Source organism: Scytonema sp. PCC 10023 (assembly GCF_963920835.1).
Taxonomy (GTDB): Bacteria; Cyanobacteriota; Cyanobacteriia; order Cyanobacteriales; family Nostocaceae; genus Kalymmatonema.
The window spans coordinates 78,675-102,622 of record NZ_CAWUDP010000005.1; the positions used below are offsets into that span (position 1 = coordinate 78,675).

The 23,948-nt window shown below is 46.4% G+C and carries 21 protein-coding genes; 11 read left to right on the forward strand and 10 right to left on the reverse strand.

Going from position 1 to position 23,948, the window contains the following annotated elements; all coding sequences use genetic code 11:
• The first annotated feature begins 87 nt into the window (after nt 1-87).
• Both gcvP and ACM0OZ_RS04880 read left to right on the forward strand, forming a co-directional pair.
• Nucleotides 88-3,000 carry an aminomethyl-transferring glycine dehydrogenase gene (gcvP, locus tag ACM0OZ_RS04875; RefSeq protein WP_414581691.1) on the forward strand — a complete coding sequence of 971 codons (2,913 nt, stop codon included), beginning with the start codon at nt 88-90 and terminating at the stop codon, nt 2,998-3,000.
• 171 nt (nt 3,001-3,171) lie between these two features.
• Nucleotides 3,172-4,692 carry a flavin monoamine oxidase family protein gene (locus ACM0OZ_RS04880; protein WP_414581692.1) on the forward strand — a complete coding sequence of 507 codons (1,521 nt, stop codon included), beginning with the start codon at nt 3,172-3,174 and terminating at the stop codon, nt 4,690-4,692.
• A 236-nt stretch (nt 4,693-4,928) separates the two neighbouring features.
• On the opposite strand, the gene ACM0OZ_RS04885 is transcribed toward ACM0OZ_RS04880, so the two are convergent.
• From ACM0OZ_RS04885 to ACM0OZ_RS04910, 6 genes are all read right to left on the reverse strand, one after another.
• Nucleotides 4,929-5,204: a hypothetical protein gene (locus ACM0OZ_RS04885; protein WP_414581693.1), complete on the reverse strand. Its 276-nt coding sequence runs from the start codon at nt 5,202-5,204 to the stop codon at nt 4,929-4,931.
• A gap of 113 nt (nt 5,205-5,317) precedes the next feature.
• Nucleotides 5,318-6,298 (reverse strand): transposase, encoded by a 981-nt coding sequence (locus ACM0OZ_RS04890; RefSeq protein WP_414581694.1) that lies wholly within the window; start codon nt 6,296-6,298, stop codon nt 5,318-5,320.
• A 366-nt stretch (nt 6,299-6,664) separates the two neighbouring features.
• Entirely contained in the window at nt 6,665-6,847 is a 183-nt protein-coding gene (locus ACM0OZ_RS04895; protein ID WP_414581695.1) for a PCP reductase family protein, read from the reverse strand.
• A 207-nt stretch (nt 6,848-7,054) separates the two neighbouring features.
• Nucleotides 7,055-8,440: a photosystem II reaction center protein CP43 gene (gene psbC, locus ACM0OZ_RS04900; RefSeq protein WP_414581696.1), complete on the reverse strand. Its 1,386-nt coding sequence runs from the start codon at nt 8,438-8,440 to the stop codon at nt 7,055-7,057.
• Entirely contained in the window at nt 8,424-9,482 is a 1,059-nt protein-coding gene (gene psbD, locus ACM0OZ_RS04905) for a photosystem II D2 protein (photosystem q(a) protein) (RefSeq protein WP_041036223.1), read from the reverse strand. Before psbD ends, psbC begins: the two co-directional genes overlap by 17 nt.
• Before the next feature lie 322 nt (nt 9,483-9,804).
• Entirely contained in the window at nt 9,805-9,969 is a 165-nt protein-coding gene (locus ACM0OZ_RS04910) for a hypothetical protein (protein WP_414581697.1), read from the reverse strand.
• Here ACM0OZ_RS04910 and ACM0OZ_RS04915 point away from each other — a divergent pair.
• Both ACM0OZ_RS04915 and ACM0OZ_RS04920 read left to right on the forward strand, forming a co-directional pair.
• On the forward strand, nt 9,968-10,564 hold the full coding sequence (locus ACM0OZ_RS04915; protein ID WP_414581698.1) for a photosystem I assembly protein Ycf4: 597 nt from the start codon (nt 9,968-9,970) through the stop codon (nt 10,562-10,564). The two genes, ACM0OZ_RS04910 and ACM0OZ_RS04915, sit on opposite strands and share 2 nt — an antisense overlap.
• Nucleotides 10,565-10,599: 35 nt before the next feature.
• Nucleotides 10,600-11,424, forward strand: a complete 825-nt coding sequence (locus ACM0OZ_RS04920; protein WP_414581699.1) for a peptidylprolyl isomerase — start codon at nt 10,600-10,602, stop codon at nt 11,422-11,424.
• Here the strand turns inward: ACM0OZ_RS04920 and ACM0OZ_RS04925 are convergent.
• Nucleotides 11,387-11,533: a hypothetical protein gene (locus tag ACM0OZ_RS04925; protein ID WP_414581700.1), complete on the reverse strand. Its 147-nt coding sequence runs from the start codon at nt 11,531-11,533 to the stop codon at nt 11,387-11,389. The genes ACM0OZ_RS04920 and ACM0OZ_RS04925 overlap by 38 nt on opposite strands.
• Nucleotides 11,534-11,576: 43 nt before the next feature.
• On the opposite strand from ACM0OZ_RS04925, the gene ACM0OZ_RS04930 reads away from it, so the two are divergent.
• The 5 genes from ACM0OZ_RS04930 to aqpZ all read left to right on the forward strand — a co-directional run bounded on the left by ACM0OZ_RS04930 (nt 11,577) and on the right by aqpZ (nt 17,810).
• On the forward strand, nt 11,577-12,746 hold the full coding sequence (locus ACM0OZ_RS04930) for a beta-ketoacyl-ACP synthase (protein WP_414581701.1): 1,170 nt from the start codon (nt 11,577-11,579) through the stop codon (nt 12,744-12,746).
• A gap of 88 nt (nt 12,747-12,834) precedes the next feature.
• A complete protein-coding gene (locus ACM0OZ_RS04935) occupies nt 12,835-14,280 on the forward strand; it encodes a folate/biopterin family MFS transporter (protein WP_414581702.1) in 1,446 nt (481 codons plus the stop codon).
• A 171-nt stretch (nt 14,281-14,451) separates the two neighbouring features.
• Nucleotides 14,452-15,945, forward strand: a complete 1,494-nt coding sequence (locus tag ACM0OZ_RS04940) for a carotenoid oxygenase family protein (protein ID WP_414581703.1) — start codon at nt 14,452-14,454, stop codon at nt 15,943-15,945.
• Nucleotides 15,946-16,133: 188 nt separating this feature from the next.
• Nucleotides 16,134-17,003 carry a hypothetical protein gene (locus ACM0OZ_RS04945; RefSeq protein WP_414581704.1) on the forward strand — a complete coding sequence of 290 codons (870 nt, stop codon included), beginning with the start codon at nt 16,134-16,136 and terminating at the stop codon, nt 17,001-17,003.
• Between the two features lie 105 nt (nt 17,004-17,108).
• Nucleotides 17,109-17,810, forward strand: a complete 702-nt coding sequence (aqpZ, locus tag ACM0OZ_RS04950) for an aquaporin Z (RefSeq protein WP_414581705.1) — start codon at nt 17,109-17,111, stop codon at nt 17,808-17,810.
• Nucleotides 17,811-17,831: 21 nt separating this feature from the next.
• On the opposite strand, the gene ACM0OZ_RS04955 is transcribed toward aqpZ, so the two are convergent.
• Both ACM0OZ_RS04955 and ACM0OZ_RS04960 read right to left on the reverse strand, forming a co-directional pair.
• Nucleotides 17,832-21,638, reverse strand: a complete 3,807-nt coding sequence (locus ACM0OZ_RS04955; RefSeq protein ID WP_414581706.1) for an ATP-binding protein — start codon at nt 21,636-21,638, stop codon at nt 17,832-17,834.
• On the reverse strand, nt 21,635-21,805 hold the full coding sequence (locus ACM0OZ_RS04960; RefSeq protein WP_414581707.1) for a ribbon-helix-helix domain-containing protein: 171 nt from the start codon (nt 21,803-21,805) through the stop codon (nt 21,635-21,637). The genes ACM0OZ_RS04955 and ACM0OZ_RS04960 overlap by 4 nt, the downstream gene beginning before the upstream one ends.
• Before the next feature lie 93 nt (nt 21,806-21,898).
• Between ACM0OZ_RS04960 and ACM0OZ_RS04965 the strand changes: the two genes are divergently transcribed.
• Both ACM0OZ_RS04965 and ACM0OZ_RS04970 read left to right on the forward strand, forming a co-directional pair.
• A complete protein-coding gene (locus tag ACM0OZ_RS04965) occupies nt 21,899-22,042 on the forward strand; it encodes a hypothetical protein (protein WP_414581708.1) in 144 nt (47 codons plus the stop codon).
• A gap of 462 nt (nt 22,043-22,504) precedes the next feature.
• On the forward strand, nt 22,505-22,939 hold the full coding sequence (locus ACM0OZ_RS04970; RefSeq protein ID WP_414581709.1) for a hypothetical protein: 435 nt from the start codon (nt 22,505-22,507) through the stop codon (nt 22,937-22,939).
• 85 nt (nt 22,940-23,024) lie between these two features.
• Here ACM0OZ_RS04970 and ACM0OZ_RS04975 read toward each other — a convergent pair whose 3' ends face one another.
• The gene (locus tag ACM0OZ_RS04975) at nt 23,025-23,858 is read right to left on the reverse strand and encodes a hypothetical protein (RefSeq protein WP_414581710.1); all 834 of its coding nucleotides are present in this window, start codon (nt 23,856-23,858) and stop codon (nt 23,025-23,027) included.
• Nucleotides 23,859-23,948 lie beyond the last annotated feature (90 nt).

The following is a 23,948-nucleotide window of genomic DNA, read 5'->3' on the forward strand; positions in this document are numbered from 1 at the left end:
AAAATTTAGATAAATTAATCACACATAACCAACGCGGCAAAGATACTTGTTGCAAAATATGAAGTAGTCGCGTCTGGAGAGCAATTTGTGGTACTTAATGTTCCTCGTCCCAAATCAAACCATCAGCAGATGCTGGGGGAAAAAATTCAAATAAGTTCTTTTAGAGAACGGCACATTGGACCATCACCCAATGACATCCAGCAAATGCTTGAGGTATTGGGTTATACTACTGTTGATAAACTTATTGACCAAGCAGTGCCGCAAGCAATCCGGTTATCTCGCCCATTAGAGTTACCAGAAGCACAAAGTGAGTACGCTGCACTTACCAAGCTGAAGGAAATAGCTTCCAAAAATCAAGTTTTCCGTTCGTTTATTGGCATGGGGTACTATGACTGTATCACCCCACCTGTGATTGCACGCAATATTCTCGAAAATCCTGGTTGGTATACCGCATACACTCCCTATCAGCCAGAAATTGCCCAAGGACGACTAGAAGCGCTGTTGAATTTTCAAACCATGATTATTGACCTAACAGGTTTGGAAATTGCCAATGCTTCATTGCTAGATGAAGCCACAGCAGCAGCAGAAGCGATGAGCATGAGCTACGGTGTTTGCAAAAATAAAGCAAATACCTATTTTGTCTCTCGTGAGTGTCATCCCCAAACGATAGACGTGTTGAAAACACGGGCGAAACCTCTGGGGATTGATATCATTGTCGGTGACCATCAAACCTTTGATTTTTCTCAAGCTATTTTTGGGGCGGTTCTCCAATACCCCGCTAGTGATGGCACAATTTACGACTACCGCGCTTTTGTAGAAAAGGCACATGCTGAGGGAGCATTGGTAACGGTAGCAGCAGACCCCTTAAGTCTAACTTTGCTAACACCCCCTGGCGAATTTGGCGCTGATATTGCCGTGGGAAGCACTCAGCGGTTCGGAATTCCCTTAGGCTACGGTGGACCTCACGCAGCTTACTTTGCCACTAAGGAAGAGTATAAGCGGCAGGTTCCAGGGCGGATTGTAGGTGTATCAAAAGATGCTCAAGGTAAACCTGCGTTGCGTCTTGCCTTGCAAACCCGCGAACAGCACATCCGGCGCGAGAAAGCCACCAGTAATATTTGTACAGCACAGGTTTTGCTGGCAGTGATGGCAAGTATGTATGCGGTTTATCACGGTTCTACCGGGTTAAAAAGAATTGCCGAGAATATCCACCAGATGACTGTGATACTAGCGGAAGGATTCAAGCGTCTGGGTTACAGCATCGCTTCGGAACATTTCTTTGATACCCTGGGGGTAGATTTAGGAAAACGCAGTTTAGATAAGCTTTTACAAGCTTGCGAAGCACGTAAAATTAACATACGCATTTTCAATGCCACTACTGTAGGTATATCCCTAGACGAAACCACTACAGAAAAAGACTTAATCGATCTGCTAGAAATTTTCGCTCTTGGTGACGAACTACCCTTTACTTTAGAAGAACTATCTTCTCCCCCTGCTTCTCCTGCTTCCCCTGCTCTTTTATTCCCCCGTACCACCAGCTACCTCACCCACCCCGTCTTCAACCGCTATCACTCAGAAACTGAGTTGTTGCGGTACTTGCACAAGCTGGAAACTAAGGATTTGTCGCTGACGACATCGATGATCCCCTTGGGGTCATGCACGATGAAACTGAATGCAACGTCTGAGATGGTACCAGTAACATGGGCTGAGTTTCGCAAGATACATCCTTTTGCACCACTGTCGCAAACACGCGGTTATCAAATCCTGTTCCAACAGCTTGAGGAATGGTTAGCTGAAATTACAGGGTTTGCAGGAATTTCGCTGCAACCGAATGCTGGTTCTCAAGGTGAATACACGGGGTTATTGGTCATTCGACAGTATCACAAAAGCCGCTCTGAAGCACATCGCAACGTCTGTTTGATTCCTACATCCGCACACGGGACAAACCCTGCAAGCGCTGTGATGTGTGGGATGAAGGTGGTTGCTGTTGCTTGTGACTCTGAGGGTAATGTTGACTTAGATGACCTCAAGGCTAAGGCTCAAAAGCATAGCAAAGAACTTGCAGCTTTAATGGTGACATATCCCTCAACTCACGGTGTGTTCGAGGAGCAAATTCAGGAAATTTGCGCTGTTGTTCATGCCCACGGTGGACAAGTTTACATGGATGGGGCGAATATGAACGCTCAAGTGGGGCTTTGTCGTCCTGGAGATATCGGCGCGGATGTCTGTCACTTGAACCTGCACAAAACCTTCTGCATTCCCCACGGTGGCGGTGGTCCTGGTATGGGACCGATTGGCGTCGCTTCCCATTTGGTGCCTTTTCTCCCCGGACACGCTGTTGTCCAAATGGGCGGTGAACAAAACATTGGTGCGATCGCTGCTGCGCCTTGGGGAAGTGCTAGCATCCTTGTGATTTCTTGGATGTATATTGCCATGATGGGTGCAGATGGTTTGACCGAAGCAACAAAAGTGGCAATTCTTAATGCTAACTACATCGCCAAGAGACTTGAACCTTACTATCCCGTTTTGTATAAAGGGAAAAATGGTTTAGTTGCTCATGAGTGTATTCTGGATTTGCGTTCCCTCAAAAAATCTGCTTCTATCGAAATCGATGATGTTGCCAAACGCTTAATGGATTACGGCTTCCATGCGCCTACCGTCTCCTGGCCCGTGGCAGGTACAATCATGGTAGAACCCACAGAAAGCGAATCTAAAGAAGAGTTAGACCGTTTCTGCGATGCGATGATTGCCATTCGTCAAGAAATCGCGGAAATTGAATCAGGCAAAATGGATGCTGAAAACAACGTCTTGAAGAATGCACCCCATACCGCAGAAAGCCTGATTGTTGGAGAATGGAATCATCCCTATTCTCGGGAACAAGCTGCTTACCCTGCACCGTGGACTCGCGAACATAAATTCTGGCCCAGTGTAGGTCGTATTGACTCCGCTTATGGCGATAGGAATTTTGTTTGCTCTTGTCTGCCAATGGATGCCTATTAAGTAGAAGTGAAGAGTGAGGAATAAAAATTTCTCGCTCTTCCCTCTTTTAGGCATTTGCAAATGAGGTAAGATGGCCAGAGTGCATAAAAATCCAAACTCACCCTTAGGTAATAACAGAAGCGGTTGAAATCAAAACCGCCACCACACAAACAACTAAGGGAAGCTGGAACAATGGACACCAAAATTTTACTTGAGCAATGCCAACTGGTAAACTTTCAAAAAGGCAAGCATATTACAATCCTCGGCGCAGGTATCGCAGGTTTAGTCGCAGCATATGAACTCGAACGCCTAGGACACACAGTAGAAATTCTAGAAGGTAGCCCACGCATCGGTGGACGAGTATGGACACACCGCTTCGGTAACTCAAAGGATGCACCCTATGCAGAACTGGGAGCAATGCGTATTCCCAGTCAACACGAAATGACACTGCACTACGTACGTGAAATGGGTCTTTCTGACAAACTGTGCAAGTTCATGACAGTATTCGAGGAAAGCAATGCAATGATGAACATCAACGGACAAGTGCTGAAAATGAAAGACGCACCCCGTGTATTGCAACAAACAGAAGGTGGTATTTTTTCTGACACATGCTACAGTGAAAAAACCCGTTTGTTTGCTGCTTGGCTAAAAACCATCATCAATACTATTGCTCCTGGTAATCTCCGTTCGGAATTTGAACGCGACTTGCAATCTCACTTAATGGATGAGTTAGAGCGGTTGGATTTAAACCCCTACTTCAGCGAAGATGGTGAAACGATTGATTTGAACTCATTCCTGACTGAAAATCCAAGCTTCCGAGCAAAGTGCTCCCAAGGATTGGACATTTTCCTGGGCGACATCATGACAGAAACCAGCCATGACTTGTTGCAACTCAAAGGTGGGATGGATCAACTCATCCAACGTTTAGCAGCTTCAATTAAAGGTGAAATCAAGTGTAACTCTGAAGTTGTGGCGCTGCACGTGCAAAAAGACCACGTTGAAATCACAACTAAAGAAAACGGTCAGTTGCATACACGTCGTTGCGACTATGTATTATGCACCATCCCCTTCAGTGTATTACGTAAACTAGAGTTGAGCGGCTTTGATGATGATAAGCTTGATTCGATTCACAACACTGTCTACTGTCCCGGTACAAAGGTGGCGTTTCATACTCGTGAATCTTTCTGGCAAAAGGATGGTATCAAAGGTGGTGCTTCTTTCAGTGGTGAGGGTGTGCGTCAAACATACTACCCAAGCGTGAAGTTCAAGCCCGAACATGGTAGCGTGATGTTGGCAAGCTACACCATTGGTGATGATGCTCAACGCATGGGCATGATGTCTGAATCTGAACGTTTTGACTATGTGCAAAATACTGTGAGCAAGATTCATCCTGAACTAAATGCACCTGGTATGATTGTGGACAAAGCGTCTATCGCCTGGGGTAACTACAAGTGGAGTGCTGGTGGATGCACGATTCACTGGGATGATAGCGAATCTAATTACCTTGCAGCACAAAGACCCCAAAACACCCTGTTCTTTGCTGGTGAACATTGTTCGAGATTTCCTGCATGGTTACAAGGTTCTATTGAGTCTGCGGTTGAAGCGGTTTACGATATTGTTAAACATCAGCCGACTGTACAATCTACTGCGATTCCTGTGGCGGCTATCTCTAGTAAGAATCGTCAATTGGCAACAGTTGGAAGTGCTTGGTAGTCGATCGCGATAACTTTACTTGATCACTGATAATTACAGGTAAGTATCAAGAAAATTTAACGCTTTTTGTGTTCATGTTTCATTCAGCTAAACCCTTTGTGTGTGTTATGCCCGCCAAGAGCGGGTTTTTTTTTGTGGTTGTTCCTGAACCCTGGACTTTAGACTAAGGCATGGGAAAAAGACCCAGTGGTACTGAGTTGAAAAAGTTTGCATGAGAAAAAGCAAAATATTAAAATTTAAGCGGGTTTCGTCGCTTGCTTACGGTGCTTTTGAGTACCTTTTTTGACGATAGGATAACGAATTCTACGTTGTCGAGGAAGTCCGGTTTTCCATCCGGGGGATTTTCCACGAGGTTTTGGAGGAACAGCAGGTGTGTCAATCGCCGCGATAATTCCTCCCATTGCTTGGGCTACTCGTCCGGGAGTTAATTTGTCAATTGACTTTTGCCACGGTAGAGGATTATCGGCAACGATATCACGGGCTAACCATAATTCCCAAGTGATCATCGGCATCAAGTCACTCCACCTTTCGCATTGTTTTGGCGTTGAGAGTTTAGGGAGAGTCCCCTGAGCGCGTTGCTTGAGAAACCGATACCAGTGGTCACGGGGTCTAACACGTGAAAAAATCAGGCAGCCTTCGTCTGATTGATCTGTCGGCGTAGTCGGGTACTCGTTGTAATAAGGCTGCCTGATTTTTTAGGGGACAATGCGTCAACAGCAAATCGTCGTAGGTAAAGCCGCCAAATTTCATCTAAGCATGGCATCTGTTGCCCAACCCAAGCTAACCACAAAGGTTTTGAGATTCGTGTTGACCCATCTTGGTTTAAACGTTCAACCAACAGCAGGGAAATTGGGTGTTTAGCAGCACTTTTCAAGTGTAAATCATGCCACACACGAATTCGGATTAATCCCAATTTAAAGTCATTCTCCTCCAGAGTTTGACCAGGTTCAATCCAAGTTTCAGGGTCATTGAGTTTGAACTTGTTGCCATGAATACGAGGTCTTCCTCTACCCGAATATGGTGGCGGCGAACCCCATAGACAAAGATTTGAGCGTAGACGCATTAACTTGTCTGCCTCAATGTCAGCAGTTTTGAGTATAAATGGGGCACATCCATATTCACTATCCCATAAAGAAATTGGTCTTGTGGGTAAATACTTACATACTTGCTTAAGTTGCCATACTGCTTTACTGATTGGACTCTCCCAACCCGTAATTCTTTCGTGTCTCAATGGCATTGCCCAACTTCCAGACTCTTCTGGTATCCAAGCAATAGTACTGTAACCTTCACCTGGAGCAATTGGCTTGTTTGCTGGCATAGTAGTACAATAATGTTCCATTGTACGGTCACACAGAGTATACGCGTTGGGTCTGACCCAAACAGTATGGTCTCCGGCAAGCACAATACGCCCGTGTGTGGGTATTTGTTCTATGTACAGTCGCATCAACTTTTGACGTTGAGGTCTTGTATCTTGCAATGCTTCATAAATACTTGACCACTTGCGCCGAAACACAGGAGAAATAGACAAATCTGCCAAACAGTAGGCTTTGCGTGTCAGGAGAATTGCATCGGTTAGCTCAAATGTTGCATCATGTGCTTTACACAAATGCCTGTATGCAGCACGGGCGTAATGCTTTCAGTCGCGCTAAACGTTCCATAACGGTCGTGAGAGTTGGTGAGACTTCTCTCATCTTCCGTTGGAGGGTGTCTGCCTCAACCGCAGATAACCCTCTATTTTTTTATACCAGTAGATTTCCGCGCTCATTTTAGTACAAAATAACTATTTTTTGCCGAGCGCCTGTTTTTAGTCTAAACACCAGTGAACCGGCAACGAGTGATCATATTGAAGCCGTTACGATAAGGAGCTAACGGCATGGGGCGCTTATCCTATACCGAGTGAGAGCCATGAGAGGAGCGCAAGCAACCTACAACTATTGTGGGTACAAAAAATACGCGACCCTAAAAATTAAATCTACTGTCCAAACTCAACCCTAGCCTGCTCAACCAACTCGGCTGTCACAATCTCTTGCGACCCTTGACGAGCCAGCTGTTCGATTCGTGCTTTAGCTTGGGCGCGCACAAAGAAGGGAATACTCTTCAACTTTGCTTGGGCTTCGTTTGTCCATCGCAAGGTATCTGGAAAATAATCTTCCATAATACACACCCCCATAAAACTTAAATTGCAGTCATTGTAAATTTCTAAGTCATGAAATTAGTATGAACTATAAATATTGCGAATGATAAAAGGTTTTTTATTAATTTATATTTGATTATTCATCCTAATTATTTATCATTAAGAAAAAGCTCCCGCTTTGACACAGGAGCTTTGAGTTATGTGATTGTCAGTGATGAAAGAAATCTATTAGTCGAGTTCCCTCATGGACAACACTGGCTCAGTTTCGCGGTTGATACCTTTCTCGAAACCACCAGCAGCAGCACGGGCGCGACCAGCGTGCCACAAGTGACCAATCAGGAAGAAGAAACCCACGACAAAGTGGAAACATGCCAACCAAGCACGAGGAGATACGTAGTTGAAGGAGTTGATCTCCGTAGCCACGCCACCTACAGAGTTCAAAGAACCCAGAGGAGCGTGAGTCATGTACTCAGCAGCGCGACGAGCTTGCCAAGGCTGAATATCGTTCTTGATTTTATCCAAGTCAAGACCGTTGGGTCCGCGCAGAGGCTCCAACCAAGGACCACGGAAATCCCAGAAGCGCATGGTTTCACCACCGAAGATGATTTCACCTGTGGGGGAGCGCATCAAGTATTTACCTAAGCCTGTGGGACCTTGAGCAGAACCGACGTTAGCACCCAAGCGTTGGTCACGGATCAAGAAGGTCAGAGCTTGAGCTTGAGATGCTTCAGGACCAGTAGGACCGTAAAATTCGCTGGGGTAAGCGGTGTTGTTGTACCAAACAAAGATCGAGGCAATGAAAGCCATCAGGGACACAGCGCCGATGCTGTAGGAGAGGTATGCCTCACCAGACCAGATTAAGGCGCGACGTGCCCAGCCAAAGGGCTTGGTCAGGATGTGGAAAATGCCGCCTGCAATGCAGATGAAGGCAACCCAAATGTGACCGCCGATGATATCTTCCATGTTATCGACGCTGATGATCCAACCTTCGCCACCGAAGGGAGCCTTCAGCAAGTAACCGAAGATAACAGCTGGGTTCAGAGTTGGGTTGGTAATGACGCGAACATCACCACCGCCAGGTGCCCAAGTGTCGTACACACCACCGAAGAACATTGCCTTCAGCACCAACAGCAGCGCACCACATCCCAAAATGATCAGGTGGAAGCCGATGATGGTGGTCATCTTGTTCTTGTCTTTCCAGTCGTAACCAAAGAAAGAGGAGTACTCTTCTAAAGTTTCTGGACCACGGATAGCGTGATAGATACCGCCAAAACCTAGTACAGCTGAGGAAATGAGGTGCAGTACGCCTACAACAAAGTAGGGGAAGGTGTCAATAACTTCACCACCAGGACCAACACCCCAACCGAGAGTTGCTATGTGAGGAAGCAGGATTAAACCCTGCTCGTACATGGGCTTTTCGGGAATGAAGTGAGCGACTTCAAACAAGGTCATCGCTCCAGCCCAAAATACTATCAAACCAGAGTGGGCAACGTGAGCGCCCAAAAGCTTACCGGAAAGATTGATCAGACGAGCGTTACCAGCCCACCACGCAAAACCGGTGGAATCCTGGTCACGACCACCTGCAACAACAGATCTATTAGAGAGCGTTACCACGTGGTAGTACCTCTTCTGGGAATACAAATTTTTCGTGAGGCTGATCTTGAGGAGCCATCCAAGCGCGGATACCCTCGTTCAACAAAATGTTCTTGGTATAGAAAGTTTCAAACTCTGGGTCTTCTGCCGCACGTAATTCTTGCGACACGAAGTCATATGCCCGCAGGTTGAGTGCCAAACCGACAATGCCAACTGCACTCATCCACAAGCCTGTGACTGGTACAAACAACATGAAGAAGTGCAACCAGCGCTTGTTGGAGAAAGCAATCCCGAAGATCTGTGACCAGAAACGGTTTGCCGTCACCATTGAGTAGGTTTCTTCTGCCTGAGTGGGGTTGAAGGCGCGGAAGGTGTTGGCTGCATCGCCGTCTTCAAACAAGGTGTTTTCTACTGTTGCACCGTGGATAGCACACAGCAGCGCTCCACCGAGTACACCCGCTACTCCCATCATGTGGAAGGGGTTGAGTGTCCAGTTGTGGAACCCTTGCAAGAACAACAGGAAGCGGAAGATTGCTGCCACTCCAAAGCTGGGGGCGAAGAACCAGGAAGACTGTCCCAACGGGTACATCAAGAAGACGCTGACGAATACCGCAATCGGTGCAGAAAACGCTATAGCGTTGTAAGGACGAATCCCTACCAAACGTGCGATTTCAAACTGCCGCAGCATGAAGCCAATCAAACCAAAGGCTCCGTGCAGCGCCACGAATGGCCACAACCCGCCTAATTGAAACCAACGGGTGAAGTCCCCTTGTGCTTCTGGTCCCCACAACAGCAACAGCGAGTGTCCCATGCTGTCTGCTGGTGTAGATACGGCTACTGTTAGGAAGTTGCAGCCTTCCAGATACGATGAGGCTAAGCCGTGCGTATACCAGCTCGTCACAAACGTCGTACCGGTCAGCCAACCGCCTAGTGCTAGAAAGGCGCAGGGGAATAGTAATATTCCTGACCAACCTACGAACACGAAACGGTCACGCTTTAACCAGTCGTCTAATACGTCAAACCACCCTCTGCTACTGGGGGCGCGTCCAACTGCGATGGTCATCGGACTAAAATCCTCTTTTTTACTAAAATTGCAACTTTTTTGAGGAATTAACTTCTTTTATGACACTTACAGCTGCTTTAAGGCTGCTGGGCATTATGAGAGCTTACCGCTTTTCAGTCGGCAATTCTCATATCAGTGTCGCAATAGTTTCCACCAGTTGGTAATCCAGCTTGCAGAAACTTAATGATTCTTAACTTATCACATTAGTCGTGCCTTGTGCCTGATTTTCATAAAAAATCAGGTATAAAGCTTGAACCCACTACTTATGATTAATATCAGAATTTTTACAATCTGACATAACTTTTCTCAGAAAAGTTAAAAATTAAAGTTCTGAACCGGAATTCTTCGATTCATTGCTTGGGACTCGGTACTCAAGATCATCTTCGTCGATAGCTGATCGCTTTTTAAATTCGGTAAACTTGCAATACATCTGCTGCAATGGCAGACTTTGTAAAGGGAAGATATCACGCACCAAGGTAGTTCTCATGACGGCATCAACAACCATTAACAGAGGTGAGTCGCCAAACGGCGATCGCTCTGGTTCAAGCGTCTTACATCAGAACGTTCTCGGTTCTCGTCGGTTCAGTAACTACTGGTGGGCAACTGTCGTTTCTATAGGAGCCACGGGCTTTTTGCTTGCTGGTATTTCCAGCTACCTCAAAATCAATTTACTCCTAGTTTCCGACCCAACTCAACTGGCATTCGTCCCACAAGGTTTGGTTATGGGGTTCTACGGTACCGCTGGCTTACTCCTAGCCTCATACCTGTGGCTAACGGTTTTATGGAACGTGGGAGGCGGATACAACGAGTTTGACCGCGAAAGTGGCACAATCAAAATCTTCCGGTGGGGATATCCTGGCAAAAACCGCCGAATTGAGCTTGACTGTCGTATAGAAGATGTGCAATGTGTGCGAGTTGACGCCAGAGAAGGTATTAATCCTCGTCGCTCACTTTACCTACGCACTAAGGGTCGCCGAGACATTCCCCTAACACGGGTTGGTCAACCTTTGTCGTTACAAGAGCTGGAAGTTCAAGGTGCCGAGTTAGCCCGCTTTTTGGGTGTGCCCCTAGAAGGACTTTAGAGGCTAAGATACTGTGGTTGTATCTGTAACTGGCAATGCGGTTAAAAATTCCCCAATTTTTAGTAACTCTGATGATTGTTGGTGCCTTGATGCTGGGGGGCTGTTCCACAAAGCAAGTTGCTTCTAATTCTTCCCCAATATCCACAGCCACCGAAGCAAGCACCAATTCAACCGCCGAGACAACTACTAATACAGCCAACACGGCAACCACAGAGGCGACCTCTGTATCTGAAAATATAAGCGAGAGTATTCCTGGAATGAAAGATTTACCACGACTCGAAGGAAAAGCAACGGTGGTTATGACTGTCAAAGGTTCACCCATCACTATCGAAGTAGACGGTACAAATGCCCCAATTACTGCTGGTAACTTCGTCGATTTAGTCCAAAAGGGTGTATACGATGGCTTAGTTTTTCATAGAGTCGTGCGCCAACCCCAACCTTTTGTGGTTCAAGGAGGCGATCCTCAAAGTAAAGACCCGAAAGTACCAGCAAATAGCTTGGGAACAGGAAGTTTTACCGATCCAAAAACTGGAAAAACTCGTTATATACCTTTAGAGATTAAGCCAAAAGGCGCAGCTCAACCGATTTACAGCAAAACATTAGAAGCGGCTGGTGTGACTCAGCCACCTGTATTGCAGCACAAGCAGGGTGCAGTCGCAATGGCGCGATCGCAAATGCCTGATTCTGCTTCCTCGCAGTTTTACTTCGCTTTAGCGGATTTGGCTTTCCTAGATGGTAGCTATGCTGTTTTTGGCAATGTGACTAACGGATTTGACGTGGTGAACAAAATTCAGCAGGGCGATCGCATTGATTCTGCTAAAGTCACCCAAGGCGCAGAAAATTTAAAAAACGCCGGATAGTAGCAAGTAGAAATGAGGGGGATAAGGGGGATGAGGGGGATGAGGGCGTAGGGGGAGCAGGAGGAGAAATGACTCCCATTAGCTTCTCATCCTCCTTAATATTCTTCATATTTTTTATCTTTCCGAAATCACCTACTCCGTAAACCACGAAATTGGTCGCAGTTGTTGTCACTGGTATTGGTCTAGTTTCCGCTTTGGGCAAAAACCTAGAGGACAGCTGGCAACAGTTAATAGCAGGTCAATCTGGAATAAGATGGCATCAACCATTTCCAGAACTCCAGCCGCGTCCTTTAGGAATGATTGCGAAACAACCAGCACAAATGAGAGTGCTGACTCACTCGCTTGTTACATCTGCTTTGAAAGATGCAGGATTGTTTCCACCTTTGCCAGATTGTGGAGTTGTGATTGGTTCAAGTCGCAGCTATCAGGGATTGTGGGAGCAAATGGCGCAGCAAATGCACAGGGGAGTCGGAAATAAAGGGGATGCGACTCCCTCATGTGTTTCATCTTCTTTAGAGGATTGGTTAGAAACCTTGCCTCATATGAATGCCATTGCAGTAGCACGGCAAATAGGTGCTTGTGGGATAGTTTTGGCACCGATGGCGGCTTGTGCTACCGGAATTTGGGCGATCGCACAAGCAGCTTTACTTATCCAAACTGGGCAATGTCAAAGGGTGATTGCTGGTGCAGTGGAAGCACCGATTACACCCCTTACCATAACTGGGTTCCAGCAAATGGGAGCCTTGGCGAAAACCGGAGCATATCCGTTTGATTTACACCGCGAAGGCTTGGTGTTAGGCGAAGGGGGCGCGGTATTTGTCCTAGAATCAGCCGAGTTGGCACACCAGCGCCAAGCAAGAGTTTATGGTCAAATTCTCGGTTTCTCCTTGACATCTGACGCATATCATGGAAACACTCCAGAACCAGAAGCGAGGAGTGCGATCGCCGCCGTGAAACAATGCCTTGACCGCAGTCATCTGAGTGCAAAGGATATTGATTACATTCATGCTCACGGTACAGCCACTCTCCTGAATGACCGCATTGAGAGTATATTGATACAGCGTTTATTTCCGAAAACCGTCGCAGTGAGTTCTACAAAAGGGGCTACAGGTCATACGCTAGGAGCATCAGGAGCCTTGGGCGTCGCCTTTTCACTGATGGGAATGAAGCAACAAATACTACCACCATGTGTCGGGCTAAGCAATCCGGAATTTGATTTGAATTTGGTGACAGCGCGTCAAAGTAAAATTCAGCGGGTGCTGTGTTTTAGCTTTGGATTTGGAGGGCAGAATGCGGTCATAGCCTTGGCTCAAGAGAGTTGAGACAATTGTGGCTCTCAGAGCCACAGCGTGACTCTGAGAAAATAGCTATGATATATAAAAGTCGATAAATCTTAAAAATTGTTTATCAATGCTGGTTTCCTCCTCTGGCTTGTCCAAGGTCAAAGACTCAGTAAAAGAAAAGATTTTTTTCGGTAACGAACCCACAAGCGAGTTAATCGCGATTCTTACCGTTTATTTTGTTCAAGGCATTTTAAAATTAGCGCGTCTTGCCGTAAGCTTTTTCCTGAAAGATGAACTGGGTTTAACTCCAGCTCAAGTTTCAGTGTTACTAGGCATTGTCGTCCTACCTTGGATAATCAAGCCACTGTATGGTTTTATCTCCGATGGCTTGCCCATATTCGGCTATCGGCGGCGTCCATACCTAGTTTTATCTGGGATACTGGGAGTGATTTCTTGGGTGAGTCTTGCAACAATAGTTCACACACCCATCGGCGCTACACTGGCGATCGCCCTTGGTTCCCTCTCCGTCGCCGTTAGTGATGTGATTGTTGACTCACTCGTTGTCGAAAGGGCAAGATCCGAGTCACAAGCGGAAGCTGGTTCTCTCCAATCATTAACCTGGGGTACTACAGCCTTAGGAGGATTGATCACAGCCTATTTCAGCGGTATGCTTTTAGAGCATTTCACTACCAGGACTGTCTTTTGGATTACCGCCTTATTTCCACTGCTCGTGTCCGCAATGGCGTCTTTTATTTCTGAATCGCCCGTGAGCAAAAACACCAGCGAGGATGGTCATTCAAATTTCCAGTCAGTTAAACATCAGGTACAACAACTACGCGCAGCCATTACTCAAAAAGCAATTTGGTTGCCAACAGTATTTCTCTTCCTTTGGCAAGCCACACCAACAGCTGAATCCGCTTTTTTCTTCTTCACAACCAATGAACTGCACTTTCAACCCGAATTTCTGGGACGAGTGAGTTTGGTGACAAGCGTTGCTGCCCTTGTTGGTATTTGGATTTTTCAACGCTTTCTTAAAACCGTTCCCTTTCGCGTCATTTTTGGTTGGAGTATCCTACTCTCATCAGCACTGGGAATGACCATGCTGCTGTTAGTAACTCATGCTAATCGTGCTTTGGGTATAGATGACCACTGGTTCAGTTTGGGTGATAGCCTGATTCTGACCGTTATGGGGCAAATTGCTTATATGCCGGTGTTGGTATTAGCGGCAAGGCTTTGTCCAAAAGGAATAGAAGCGACATTATTTGCTCTGTTGATGTCCGTCACAAACCTGGCTGGACTGGTTTCCCACCAATTGGGGGCAGGATTGATGTATTTGTTGGGCATCACCTCAACTAACTTTGATTCCCTATGGCTGTTGGTTATCATCACTAATCTCAGCACGTTGCTACCGTTGCTATTCATTAACTGGCTACCTGCTGCTGACTCCCAAACCGAGGCACCAACAACACCAACGTTGCAACCAGCTTCAACAAAGAGTAGGGAACAACCATTGTTACCTGAATTCATATCTAAGTTGATGGTGCGACGACCAGAATCTGAACCAGTTGAATAGCAAATAAACTTGATCCTGCGACGGCCAGAGCCTAAACCAGTTGAATAGCAAATAAACAAATAAATAAATAAGGCAACGGATGTTAAATCATCCGTTGCTACACGATGCGTTTTCCACTGCCGTCATAACTGCTTGTGACCAATACAGCAAAGTCAACACATACACATATATATGCAGACTTTTCAACTTCACAAAGGTGTCTCCACAGTTTCCGAGAAATCTTACACTCGGGAAGATTGGCAGGGAGGATATGAATCCCTAAAGCAGGAGTTTGATTATTGGATTGATGATGTAGAAGGAGAAATTCCGCAGGAACTGCACGGGACTCTGTTTAGAAATGGTCCTGGTTTGTTAGATGTAAATGGGCAAAGAATTCATCATCCATTTGATGGAGATGGCATGATTAGCCGGATCTCCTTCTCGAATGGTCGTGCCCATTTCCGCAACCGCTTTGTCCGCACCGCGGCTTATTTGGAAGAACAAAAAGCCGGGAAAATTCTCTATCGTGGTGTCTTTGGTACACAAAAACCTGGTGGTTTGCTGGCTAATGCCTTCGACTTCAAGCTAAAAAATATAGCCAATACCAATGTGATTTACTGGGGTGGTAAACTGCTTGCACTCTGGGAAGCAGCAGACCCCTATCGTCTCGATCCCTACACTTTAGAAACTTTGGGCAAAGAACACTTCAATGGTGTTTTATCAGAAGGAGAAGCTTTTGGGGCACACCCGCGCTTTGACCCTAGTTGTGCTCAAGATGGCGGTGCGCCTTGCCTTGTCAACTTTTCCACCAAGCCAGGACTATCCACCACAATTACTATTTTTGAGCTAAACACCGAGGGTAAGGTCGTACGACAGCACGCCCATAATGTTCCAGGTTTCGCCTTCATCCACGATTTTGCCATTACCCCCAATTACTGCATATTCTTTCAAAATCCCGTCAGCTTTAATCCCATACCTTTTGTGGTGGGTATGCGTGGTGCAGGGGAATGTATCAAGTTTCAGCCACATCAACCTACTCGCATTGTCATCATTTCCCGCAACCCCAAACAAAAGGGAGTTCAAATTATAGAAACTCACTCTGGGTTTGTCTTCCACCATACCAATGCTTTTGAAGTGGGAAATGAGGTTGTGGTTGACTCAATTTGCTACGAATCTTTACCAGAGGTAGAACCTGAAAGCGATTTTCGGAAAGTGGATTTTGATGCTCTCAAGCCAGGACAAATGTGGCGGTTTCATCTTAATCTGAAGCAAAACACAATATCACGAGATTTGCTAGAACCTCGGTGTTGTGAATTTCCCACTATGCACCCGCAAAAAGTCGGACGCCCATATCGCTACTTTTACATAGGTGCAGCTCATGCAAAAAGTGGTAACGCTCCGTTGCAAGCATTTTTGAAAGTTGATTTAGAATCGGGAGAACGACAACTTTGGAGTGCTGCGCCGCGTGGGTTTGTTAGCGAGCCAGTTTTTGTACCACGTCCCAACTCCCAAAGTGAAGATGATGGCTGGGTGCTGGCTTTGGTTTATGACTCCCAGTACCATCGCTCAGATGTGGTGATTTTGGATGCAAAAGATTTTGATAAGGAACCGATAGCACGGCTGCATCTGAAGCATCATGTTCCCTATGGTTTACATGGGAATTTTACCTCTGAGTGCTTTTTGTGATTTCTTCGTTAGCTGGTAAAGAAAGCAAACGTATAGGAGATTAATGTCTTAATTTTGACATTATAGGCAGCAGCTATTATAGCGGTTCTGGCGGTGCCTACACCACGAGTAGGGGTACAGCAATGCTATTCCCTACAATCCTCGTGCATTGTACTTAATTGAAAAGCGTAATGTAACACATTGAAGAGATGAAATCTGCAAGCAGTTATCTCTTGGCACTGGCAAAACACAATGTTCAGGCTTATATCACTAACCCTAAAGCAAAAGCAGCAATGGTTACAGGTTCTGCTGCTGAAGGGCAGTGTGATTATTACTCAGATATAGACATGAGCATTTATTATGAAGAACTCCCATCTGAAGAAGAACTAGAAATTGCACGTCTGCAAAATCACGGCTCAGAGCGCATCTGGTTTCTCGGTGACAGGAGTTATGGCGCTTTAGTAGAGGCTTATTTTGTCAACGGTGTAGAATGCCAAATTGGTCACACAACTATAGCTACGTGGGAGCAGGATATGGCAACCATTTTGACTGAGCTTGATGTTACCTCCCCCATGCAAAAAGCATTGTCTGGAATTCTCATCTGCATTCCCTTGCACGGGGAAGAATTAATCCAAAAATGGCAGAGCATAGCCGCTAACTACCCAGACGCACTAGCACAGGCGATGGTAGAAAAGCATTTACAGTTTTTCCCTCTTTGGGGTTTGCAACAAGACTATTTTGCAACACGGGATGCTACATTGTGGCAGCATCAGATACTCGTTGAAGCTGCACAAAACATTCTTGGGGTTCTTTCCGGGCTGAACCGATTGTATTACTCAACATTTCAGTTTAAAAGAATGGGCAAATTTATCGAAAAAATGAATATTGTTCCCGATAATTTATCCTTAAGGCTTGAAAGCCTGTTTCATACACCCACATATTCTGCAGCTAATGCACTTCAAGAACTGGTTCGGGAAACAGTGGAATTAGTGGAGTTGCATATGCCACAGGTAGATACATCACAGGTGCGGCGAAAGCTTGACTCTAAGCGTCAAGCGTGGAAACTCTTGACTTACTAAATTTGTATTTGATAACCTGCAACGGCGGGTTAATATGTCCATAACTATCAATCGCGTCGAGCCAGATATGGTGAACTGTAGTAGAAACAGATCTGGACGTCTGTGATGAATCATTACTCGTTAGCAAAACGATGTTTTGTGGAAGCTCTAGGTACACTTTGGTTGGTTCTGATGGGCGTGGGTACTGCGGTTATCTCTGGTGCAGTACCTTGGGTTGGAGTTACTGGGGTGGCGATCGCTTTTGGCTTAAGCTTGTTGACTGCTGCCTATGCTTTTGGTCATATCAGCGGATGTCACATCAACCCCTCAGTCACAATTGGTTTTTGGGTAGCTAATCGGTTTCCTTTGCGAGACGTTTTGCCGTATATCGGGGGTCAGGTTGTCGGCGGAATTTGGGGGTCTACTATCCTGTTTTTGATTTGCTTGGGCAAACCTGAGTTTACAACAGCAGCGAACTTTGGTTCTAATGGGGTTGGCATTCACTCCCCTGGTCAGTATAGCTGGTGGGCTTGTGCATTAGCCGAATTTGTCGTGACCTTTGGCTTTGTGCTGGTCATCTTGAGCGTCACATCTTCTCATTCAAGAAGGCTTTCTGCACCCATCCCCACAGGCTTAGCACTCACAGGAGCGCATCTTATCCTCATTCCCGTGACAAATGCAAGTGTCAATCCCGTGCGTTCGTTAGCTACCGCTATCTTCACTCGCAGTTGGGCGCTGGGTGAACTTTGGATTTTCATCGTGTTCCCAATTTTAGGTGGAGTTTTGGCGGGTATGGTCGCCAGATGGCTGCAAAAACCAGACCTCTAACTTGGGGTAAACATAAATGTATTAGCCATGACGACCAGCCAGAGATGCAACAACCGCAATCAGTTCTGCCGGCTCGATTGGCTTAGCAACGTGCGTTTGGTAACCACAGCGCAAAGCACGAATTCGATCCTCAAAACGAGCAAAAGCGGTGACTGCTGCAGCCGGAATATTTCCTCCCATATCTGATGGAAGCCCTCGTAGTGTGCGGATAAAATCATACCCGTCTTTTCCCGGCATACCAATGTCACTGACTACTACATTAGGTTTGTAACTTTGTACAAGCTCAAGTGCCTCATCTGCCGAGGAAGCCGTAAGCACGTTAGCTCCGCACTCTTCAAGAAGTCTCTTTAGCAACTCTTGAGCATCGACTTCATCATCTACTACGAGAACCTTCGTATATTCAAGGTTCTTTTGGATACATTCGCTTGTCATTAGCGTGTGAGCATCAAAACTTTGTTCAACTGCTTGCTCATCACTCTCGCTTTCTTTTAAAGCAAGCGGAAGCATCACAGTAAACGTTGCTCCTTGTCCCTCTCCAGGGCTTGTTGCTTGTACGCTTCCTCCGTGAAGCTCAACGAGTTGCTTGACAATTGAAAGACCTAACCCCAAACCGCCAAACTTTCGTGTTGTAGAAGAATCTGCTTGCCGAAAACGGTCGAAAACGTATGGCAAAAACTCAGACTTTATGCCCTGACCTGTATCGCTTACCATTAACTCAACATATGAGTTCACCTGTTCAAGCGACACCCGCACTCTTCCACCTTTAGGGGTAAATTTGATGGCATTAGAGAGGAGGTTCCACACGACTTGTTGGAGTCTCCCTGGGTCACCATTTATGGAACCAGGAAGGACATCAAAAACTGTTTGAAGCCGTATGTCCTTCGCTTGCACACTGGGAAGGAGAGATTCGATCGCCGCTTCAATCACTGAGCGAAGATTGACATTCTTAATGTTAAGTTCAAGCTTGCCCGAAATGATTCGGCTCATGTCGAGAAGGTCTTCGATAATCTGTGCTTGCGCTCGAGAGTTTCTCTCAATGGTATCAAGCCCCTTTCTCAATTCCGCAGGACCAAGCGTTTTCTTACGCAAAAGCTGAGACCAACCAAGGATTGCGTTCAGCGGTGTCCTCAGTTCATGGGAAACGGTTGCTAAGAATTCATCCTTCAGACGTGCAATTCGCTCTGCTTCTGCACGAGCTGCTCGCTCGCTTTCCAAAAGCGCCTCGCGTCGCTCCTCCAATTCCTTGCGCTCAGTGATGTTACGGAAGTTAACTGAAAGCCCGTCAGCAGAGGGGTAAGCGTGCACTTCCTGCCATTGATTGGAGAAAGGAGACATGACCTCAAAGTGTACCGCTACCTGGTCGTCCACGGCTCGATTATACTGCTCTTCAAACGGCGAGCCAACTGCCATAGGGAATACTTCCCACACGACTTTCCCCAGCAACTCTTCGCGTGTTTTGCCGAGGTACTCCTCACATCGCCGATTCACATACGTAAATCGCCACTGACGGTCAAGACCATAAAAGGCGTCGGTGACTCGTTCGAGAATGGCTGCCCGTTCCTGAGCCGCTTCAACCTCCACGCGGGAGCGAGCAGCTTCCTGCCGCAGCCGAGCTGTTTCCAAGGTTGCTTTTACACGAGCTAAAAGCTCTCGAGCGCTAAACGGCTTCACCAGGTAGTCATCTGCTCCTGTCTCAAGTCCTTCGACACGCGATTCTTCACCCGCACGAGCCGAAAGAAGCACGATTGGTACAGAACGTGTACGCTCGTCACTGCGAAGCTGGGCAACAAGCCCGAACCCATCGAGTTTCGGCATCATCACATCGCTCAGCACCAAATCTGGCACCTGTTCATCTGCCGCAGCCAGTGCTGCTTCGCCGTCTGCCACAGCAACAACTTCATATTCTGTACTCAGAAGCTTTCGCACATACTCACGCATATCTGCGTTGTCGTCTGCTAGAAGTACCCGAGGTCGCGATCCCTGCATTTCATGGATCTCCGATGGTTCCACGTCGTGCATATCATCGGGTAACCACCGCAGCGCTTCTTCAACGAATGCGTCGGCTCGAATGCCTGTAGGGGTCAGTGTGCGTTCACTTGCAATTCGGTCGCAGGGGAGGTGCTGCTTGCCTCGCTTAATTGAGATCGTAAAAGTACTTCCTTGACCGTAAACGCTTTCTAAGCGTAAACTACCACCGTGAAGTTTGGCAAGTTCTTGCACAAGCGCAAGACCTATCCCAGAGCCTTCATGCGTTCGACCTTGGGTTCCTTCAATGCGATGGAACCGCTTAAACACGTTACCAAGCTCAGACTCAGGAATACCGCTACCTGTGTCTTCGACTTGAAGCTCGATGTTCTCCCCAACCACACGTTGGCGAACCGCAATGTAACCTTGTTGCGTGAATTTGAAAGCGTTTGAGAGTAGGTTAAGGACAATTTTTTCCCACATGTCCTGGTCTACATAAACTGGCTCGTTCAAGGGCGGACAATCTACCACCAATTGTAACCCTGCCTTCTCGATCAGAGACCGAAATACACTTGCAAGATCCGTCGTCAGCGCCGCCAAATCTGTAGGCTCGTACACCGCTTGCATTCGACCGGCTTCGATACGCGAGAAGTCAAGAAGCGTATTGACAAGTTTCAGTAGTCTTAGACTATTGCGGTGAGCAACGGCAATGCGCTCTCGCTGAGGTGATGGTAGTTGCGGGTCGTAAAGCGCGTCTTCCAAAGGACCCAGCATCAAAGTGAGCGGGGTGCGGAACTCATGACTGACGTTGGAAAAAAAGGCGGTTTTTGCCCGGTCAATTTCGGCAAGCATTTCAGCCCGCCGCTTCTCCTCCTCGTACGCCTGTGCATTACGCACAGCAACGGATACTTGAGCCGCAAGCAGTTCATAGAAAGATCTGTAGCCTTCGTCGATCGCTCGGTTAGGACTGACTCCAGCAACCAGAACCCCAAGAGTCGCTGTCTGACTTGATGAAGCGATCGGCATCACAAGAGCAGCACGGGTAGGTTCGTTCCAAGGACCGCCTGGTAGTAAACTATACTGCTCCACACCTTCAACAAAAACAGTTTTACCTGCCGCTGCTTGTGCCAGCGACCATACATCTGTTCCTGGTGCTGTAATATCAAAAGAAACTGGGCTAAGCAATTCTCCTTCCGGCATCTGTACACAAGAGCGGAGTGTGAGAGTTTTTCCATCTGGCTCACGCAGGTAAATCAGCGCAAACGGCACATCAAGCGGGTGTTCTGCGATCGCTCCTGCTACGTCCTGGCACGTCATTTCTACACTCCGCGTCTCGCCTGCTTTCGATGCCAGATCCCGAAGCAGTCGTAACCGCCGCTCGCCCAAAACCTGCTGCGTAACCTCACTGCAAACGCAAAACATACCGACAATTTGCCCCGAATCGTCCTCAGCAGGGGCGTGAGACAGGCTGAAGTAGGACTCTTCACGATATCCTGCTCGTTCCAAGACAAGCATCTGTGCTTCAACCCAGTTCGCTTCGCCGGTTGCCATGACCTCGTCTATCATCGGACCAAGGGTGTCCCACGCCTCGGCGAGCGTAATTCTAATATCGGTACCGAGAGCGGCAGGATGCTTGTCACCGATGAGCTTAGAATAAGCGTCGTTGTAGAACTGAATAAAATTGGAACCCCAGATCAGAATCATCGGGTACCGTGACGCAAGCAGGGTTTTGACGTTACTTTTAAGGCTTTGCGACCACTCCTCCACAGGACCAACTCTTGTACTTGCCCAGTCGAAAGCACGCATACGTGCCCTCATCTCACCTGGTCCAGGAAAGGGGTTTGATTGATGCTCGTCCTTCATAAGTGCCCTTTCTCCTTCAGATCATTCTTGAGCATTTCGCTTATGGGAGTTCGGCACTGTACCTGCGGCTGGAGTAGCCGCAGCCATTCGCGGACGACTTCGCTTGTCAACTTGTACTTGCCTAACCGTACGAGTGAGGCGATAAATTGCTTGGGTTCACGCGTCACTGATACATTAAGTGTAGTGCGTTGGCAAGTCACGTTGCGTTGTTGACCTTAGTGTGGCAAAAATAGCCAATAATTCCCGATTACTATTATGGCATGAAAAATTTGTATCATCTAAGCACATTAGAAGCGGTGGAAAATGGGTATTTGTCTAGCATCATTTGCTACACAACTTTCCCCTTTGATGCTTCGATGATTGATACTTATGGCGGTTTGTATGAGCAGCAAAATATTACTTAACCGCTTCAATTTACTGAACTCACTTTTAGTTAAAAGTTTTTTGGCTCAGTTCTTGTATTTACGGGTAGAAACCCGTAGAAGCGACAAAGATGCGGGATAAAGCTACAAAATTTTTATTGGCTTTTCTCGTTAAATTAAGGACTTTTGCTTTTATACTGAGTATTAAATTTTTATCAATTTTTCTTGGTACAATATATGAGTTGAACAATGAGCGAAGTGACTCGTGTTCGCATTTTGCTTCACAAATTCAAATTAAAGTCATAATTTATACAATTTTTTCGGCGTTTCGTGTCTTGGATGCGGTTAAATCAGCTTGCTCTTCAGGCACTTTATGATACAAAAATGGTCACTCAATGAGTAAAAGCACATCTACACAGCTACGACTGTTTTTAGAATTATCTTGGCGCTTGGTAGTAACTTTGCCGCTTCTGTACCAGTTACCTAATTTGAGGTGAAAAACATATGAACAAGAACGTAATGGTTGCTGCAATTCTAGTAGTTGTGGGGATTGTTGGCATTTCTTCTAACACGTTTGCCAATCCCTCAGAAAACATGAATAAACGCAGAATTTCTCGAATTACTGAGAAAGATTGTAGCGATACTCCATATAAACCAGAAGCTTTCTATGGCTTTGCACAAACCGCCCCTACTAAGTCACAAGCGTTGGAACTCCTGAAAAAAGCTGAAGAATGCTATGTGAAAAAAGGTGATCAAGCGGGAGCCGAGAAGGTTCAGAATCAAATCGCGCACATTGACACGATTAATTTTGCACAAAACAGACGAGAGTTGATAGATGTGTGGAGAATGTTGGCAGAAGATTCCCGTCAGCAAGGAAAATCCGATGAAGCAGCTAAATATGAGGCATGGATAAGAGAGCTTGAGCAAGCTAAAGAGTAGATAGTTTATAAGGATGGCTGAAAAGTCCACCCTTTTAAGCCGGAGATGAAAGCCCCCAGGAACTATCATCGGCTTTGACCAAATGTTACTTGCTGCTTACTCCCCTCTGAACGGATACGTTGAGAGTTTTCCTTCGCCTGCGCTTGAGGACAGAAACTGCTCCTACAGCTCCTACAAGCAGGAAACTCACTGTTGAACTTGTTTCAGGAATAGCTTGCGCCCCAACCCCATCAATAAGTAGCCCTGAAATAACTGTTCGTTCACCGACATCTACAACCCCAATACCTAAAGTGTATTCTCCATCAGTTGGTAAGGTGTAGGAAAAAGTTTTAAATCCCGTTTCTTCAAAAAAGCTGGTATTGGAACCGCTAGCTAAAAATGTTGTGCTGGTATCAGCTAATCGGAAGAATAAGTTTTGAGAGTTATTACTTAGGGTTGCAAAAGCAAAATCATTAAAATCTTGATTAGCATTATTGCCTACCGACTCATTTGTGAGGAAGTTCCAAGAAAATGATAGATTCTGTCCTGCATTTGCTGTGAAGGTTTGCTTGATAGCAGAACCCTCAATTGCTTCTGCTAGAGAGTTATCTCCAAAGAATTGCGATACACCCAAAAATCCTTCTAAGGAATTTTGAGTTATGCCAGTTATGTAAGTGGCTGGAGCTGCATTTCCTCCTCGAATTTCTCTTCCATTTCCATCAACGCCAACAACTTCGTTGAAAGCCGTTGATAGAAAAGCTTGAAAATTTCCTTCTACTGAGCCGCTGCCAAAAGCTGAGGTCTCGACTCTTGATTCACCTAATGTTTGCCAGTTCTCTAAGCCATTTTCAAAGTTACCATTGATAATTGCAGCTTCAGCGGTAGTAGGTAAGGCAAAACTTACCAAGATAGTAACAGCAGTCGAAAAAACTTTCTTCATCGGTAACTCCTTAGTTTTTACTTTAACAAAAGAACTCAGGAGTCAGGAGTCAGGAGTCAGAATGGCTCCTGTACGACTGGCGGATGAGTA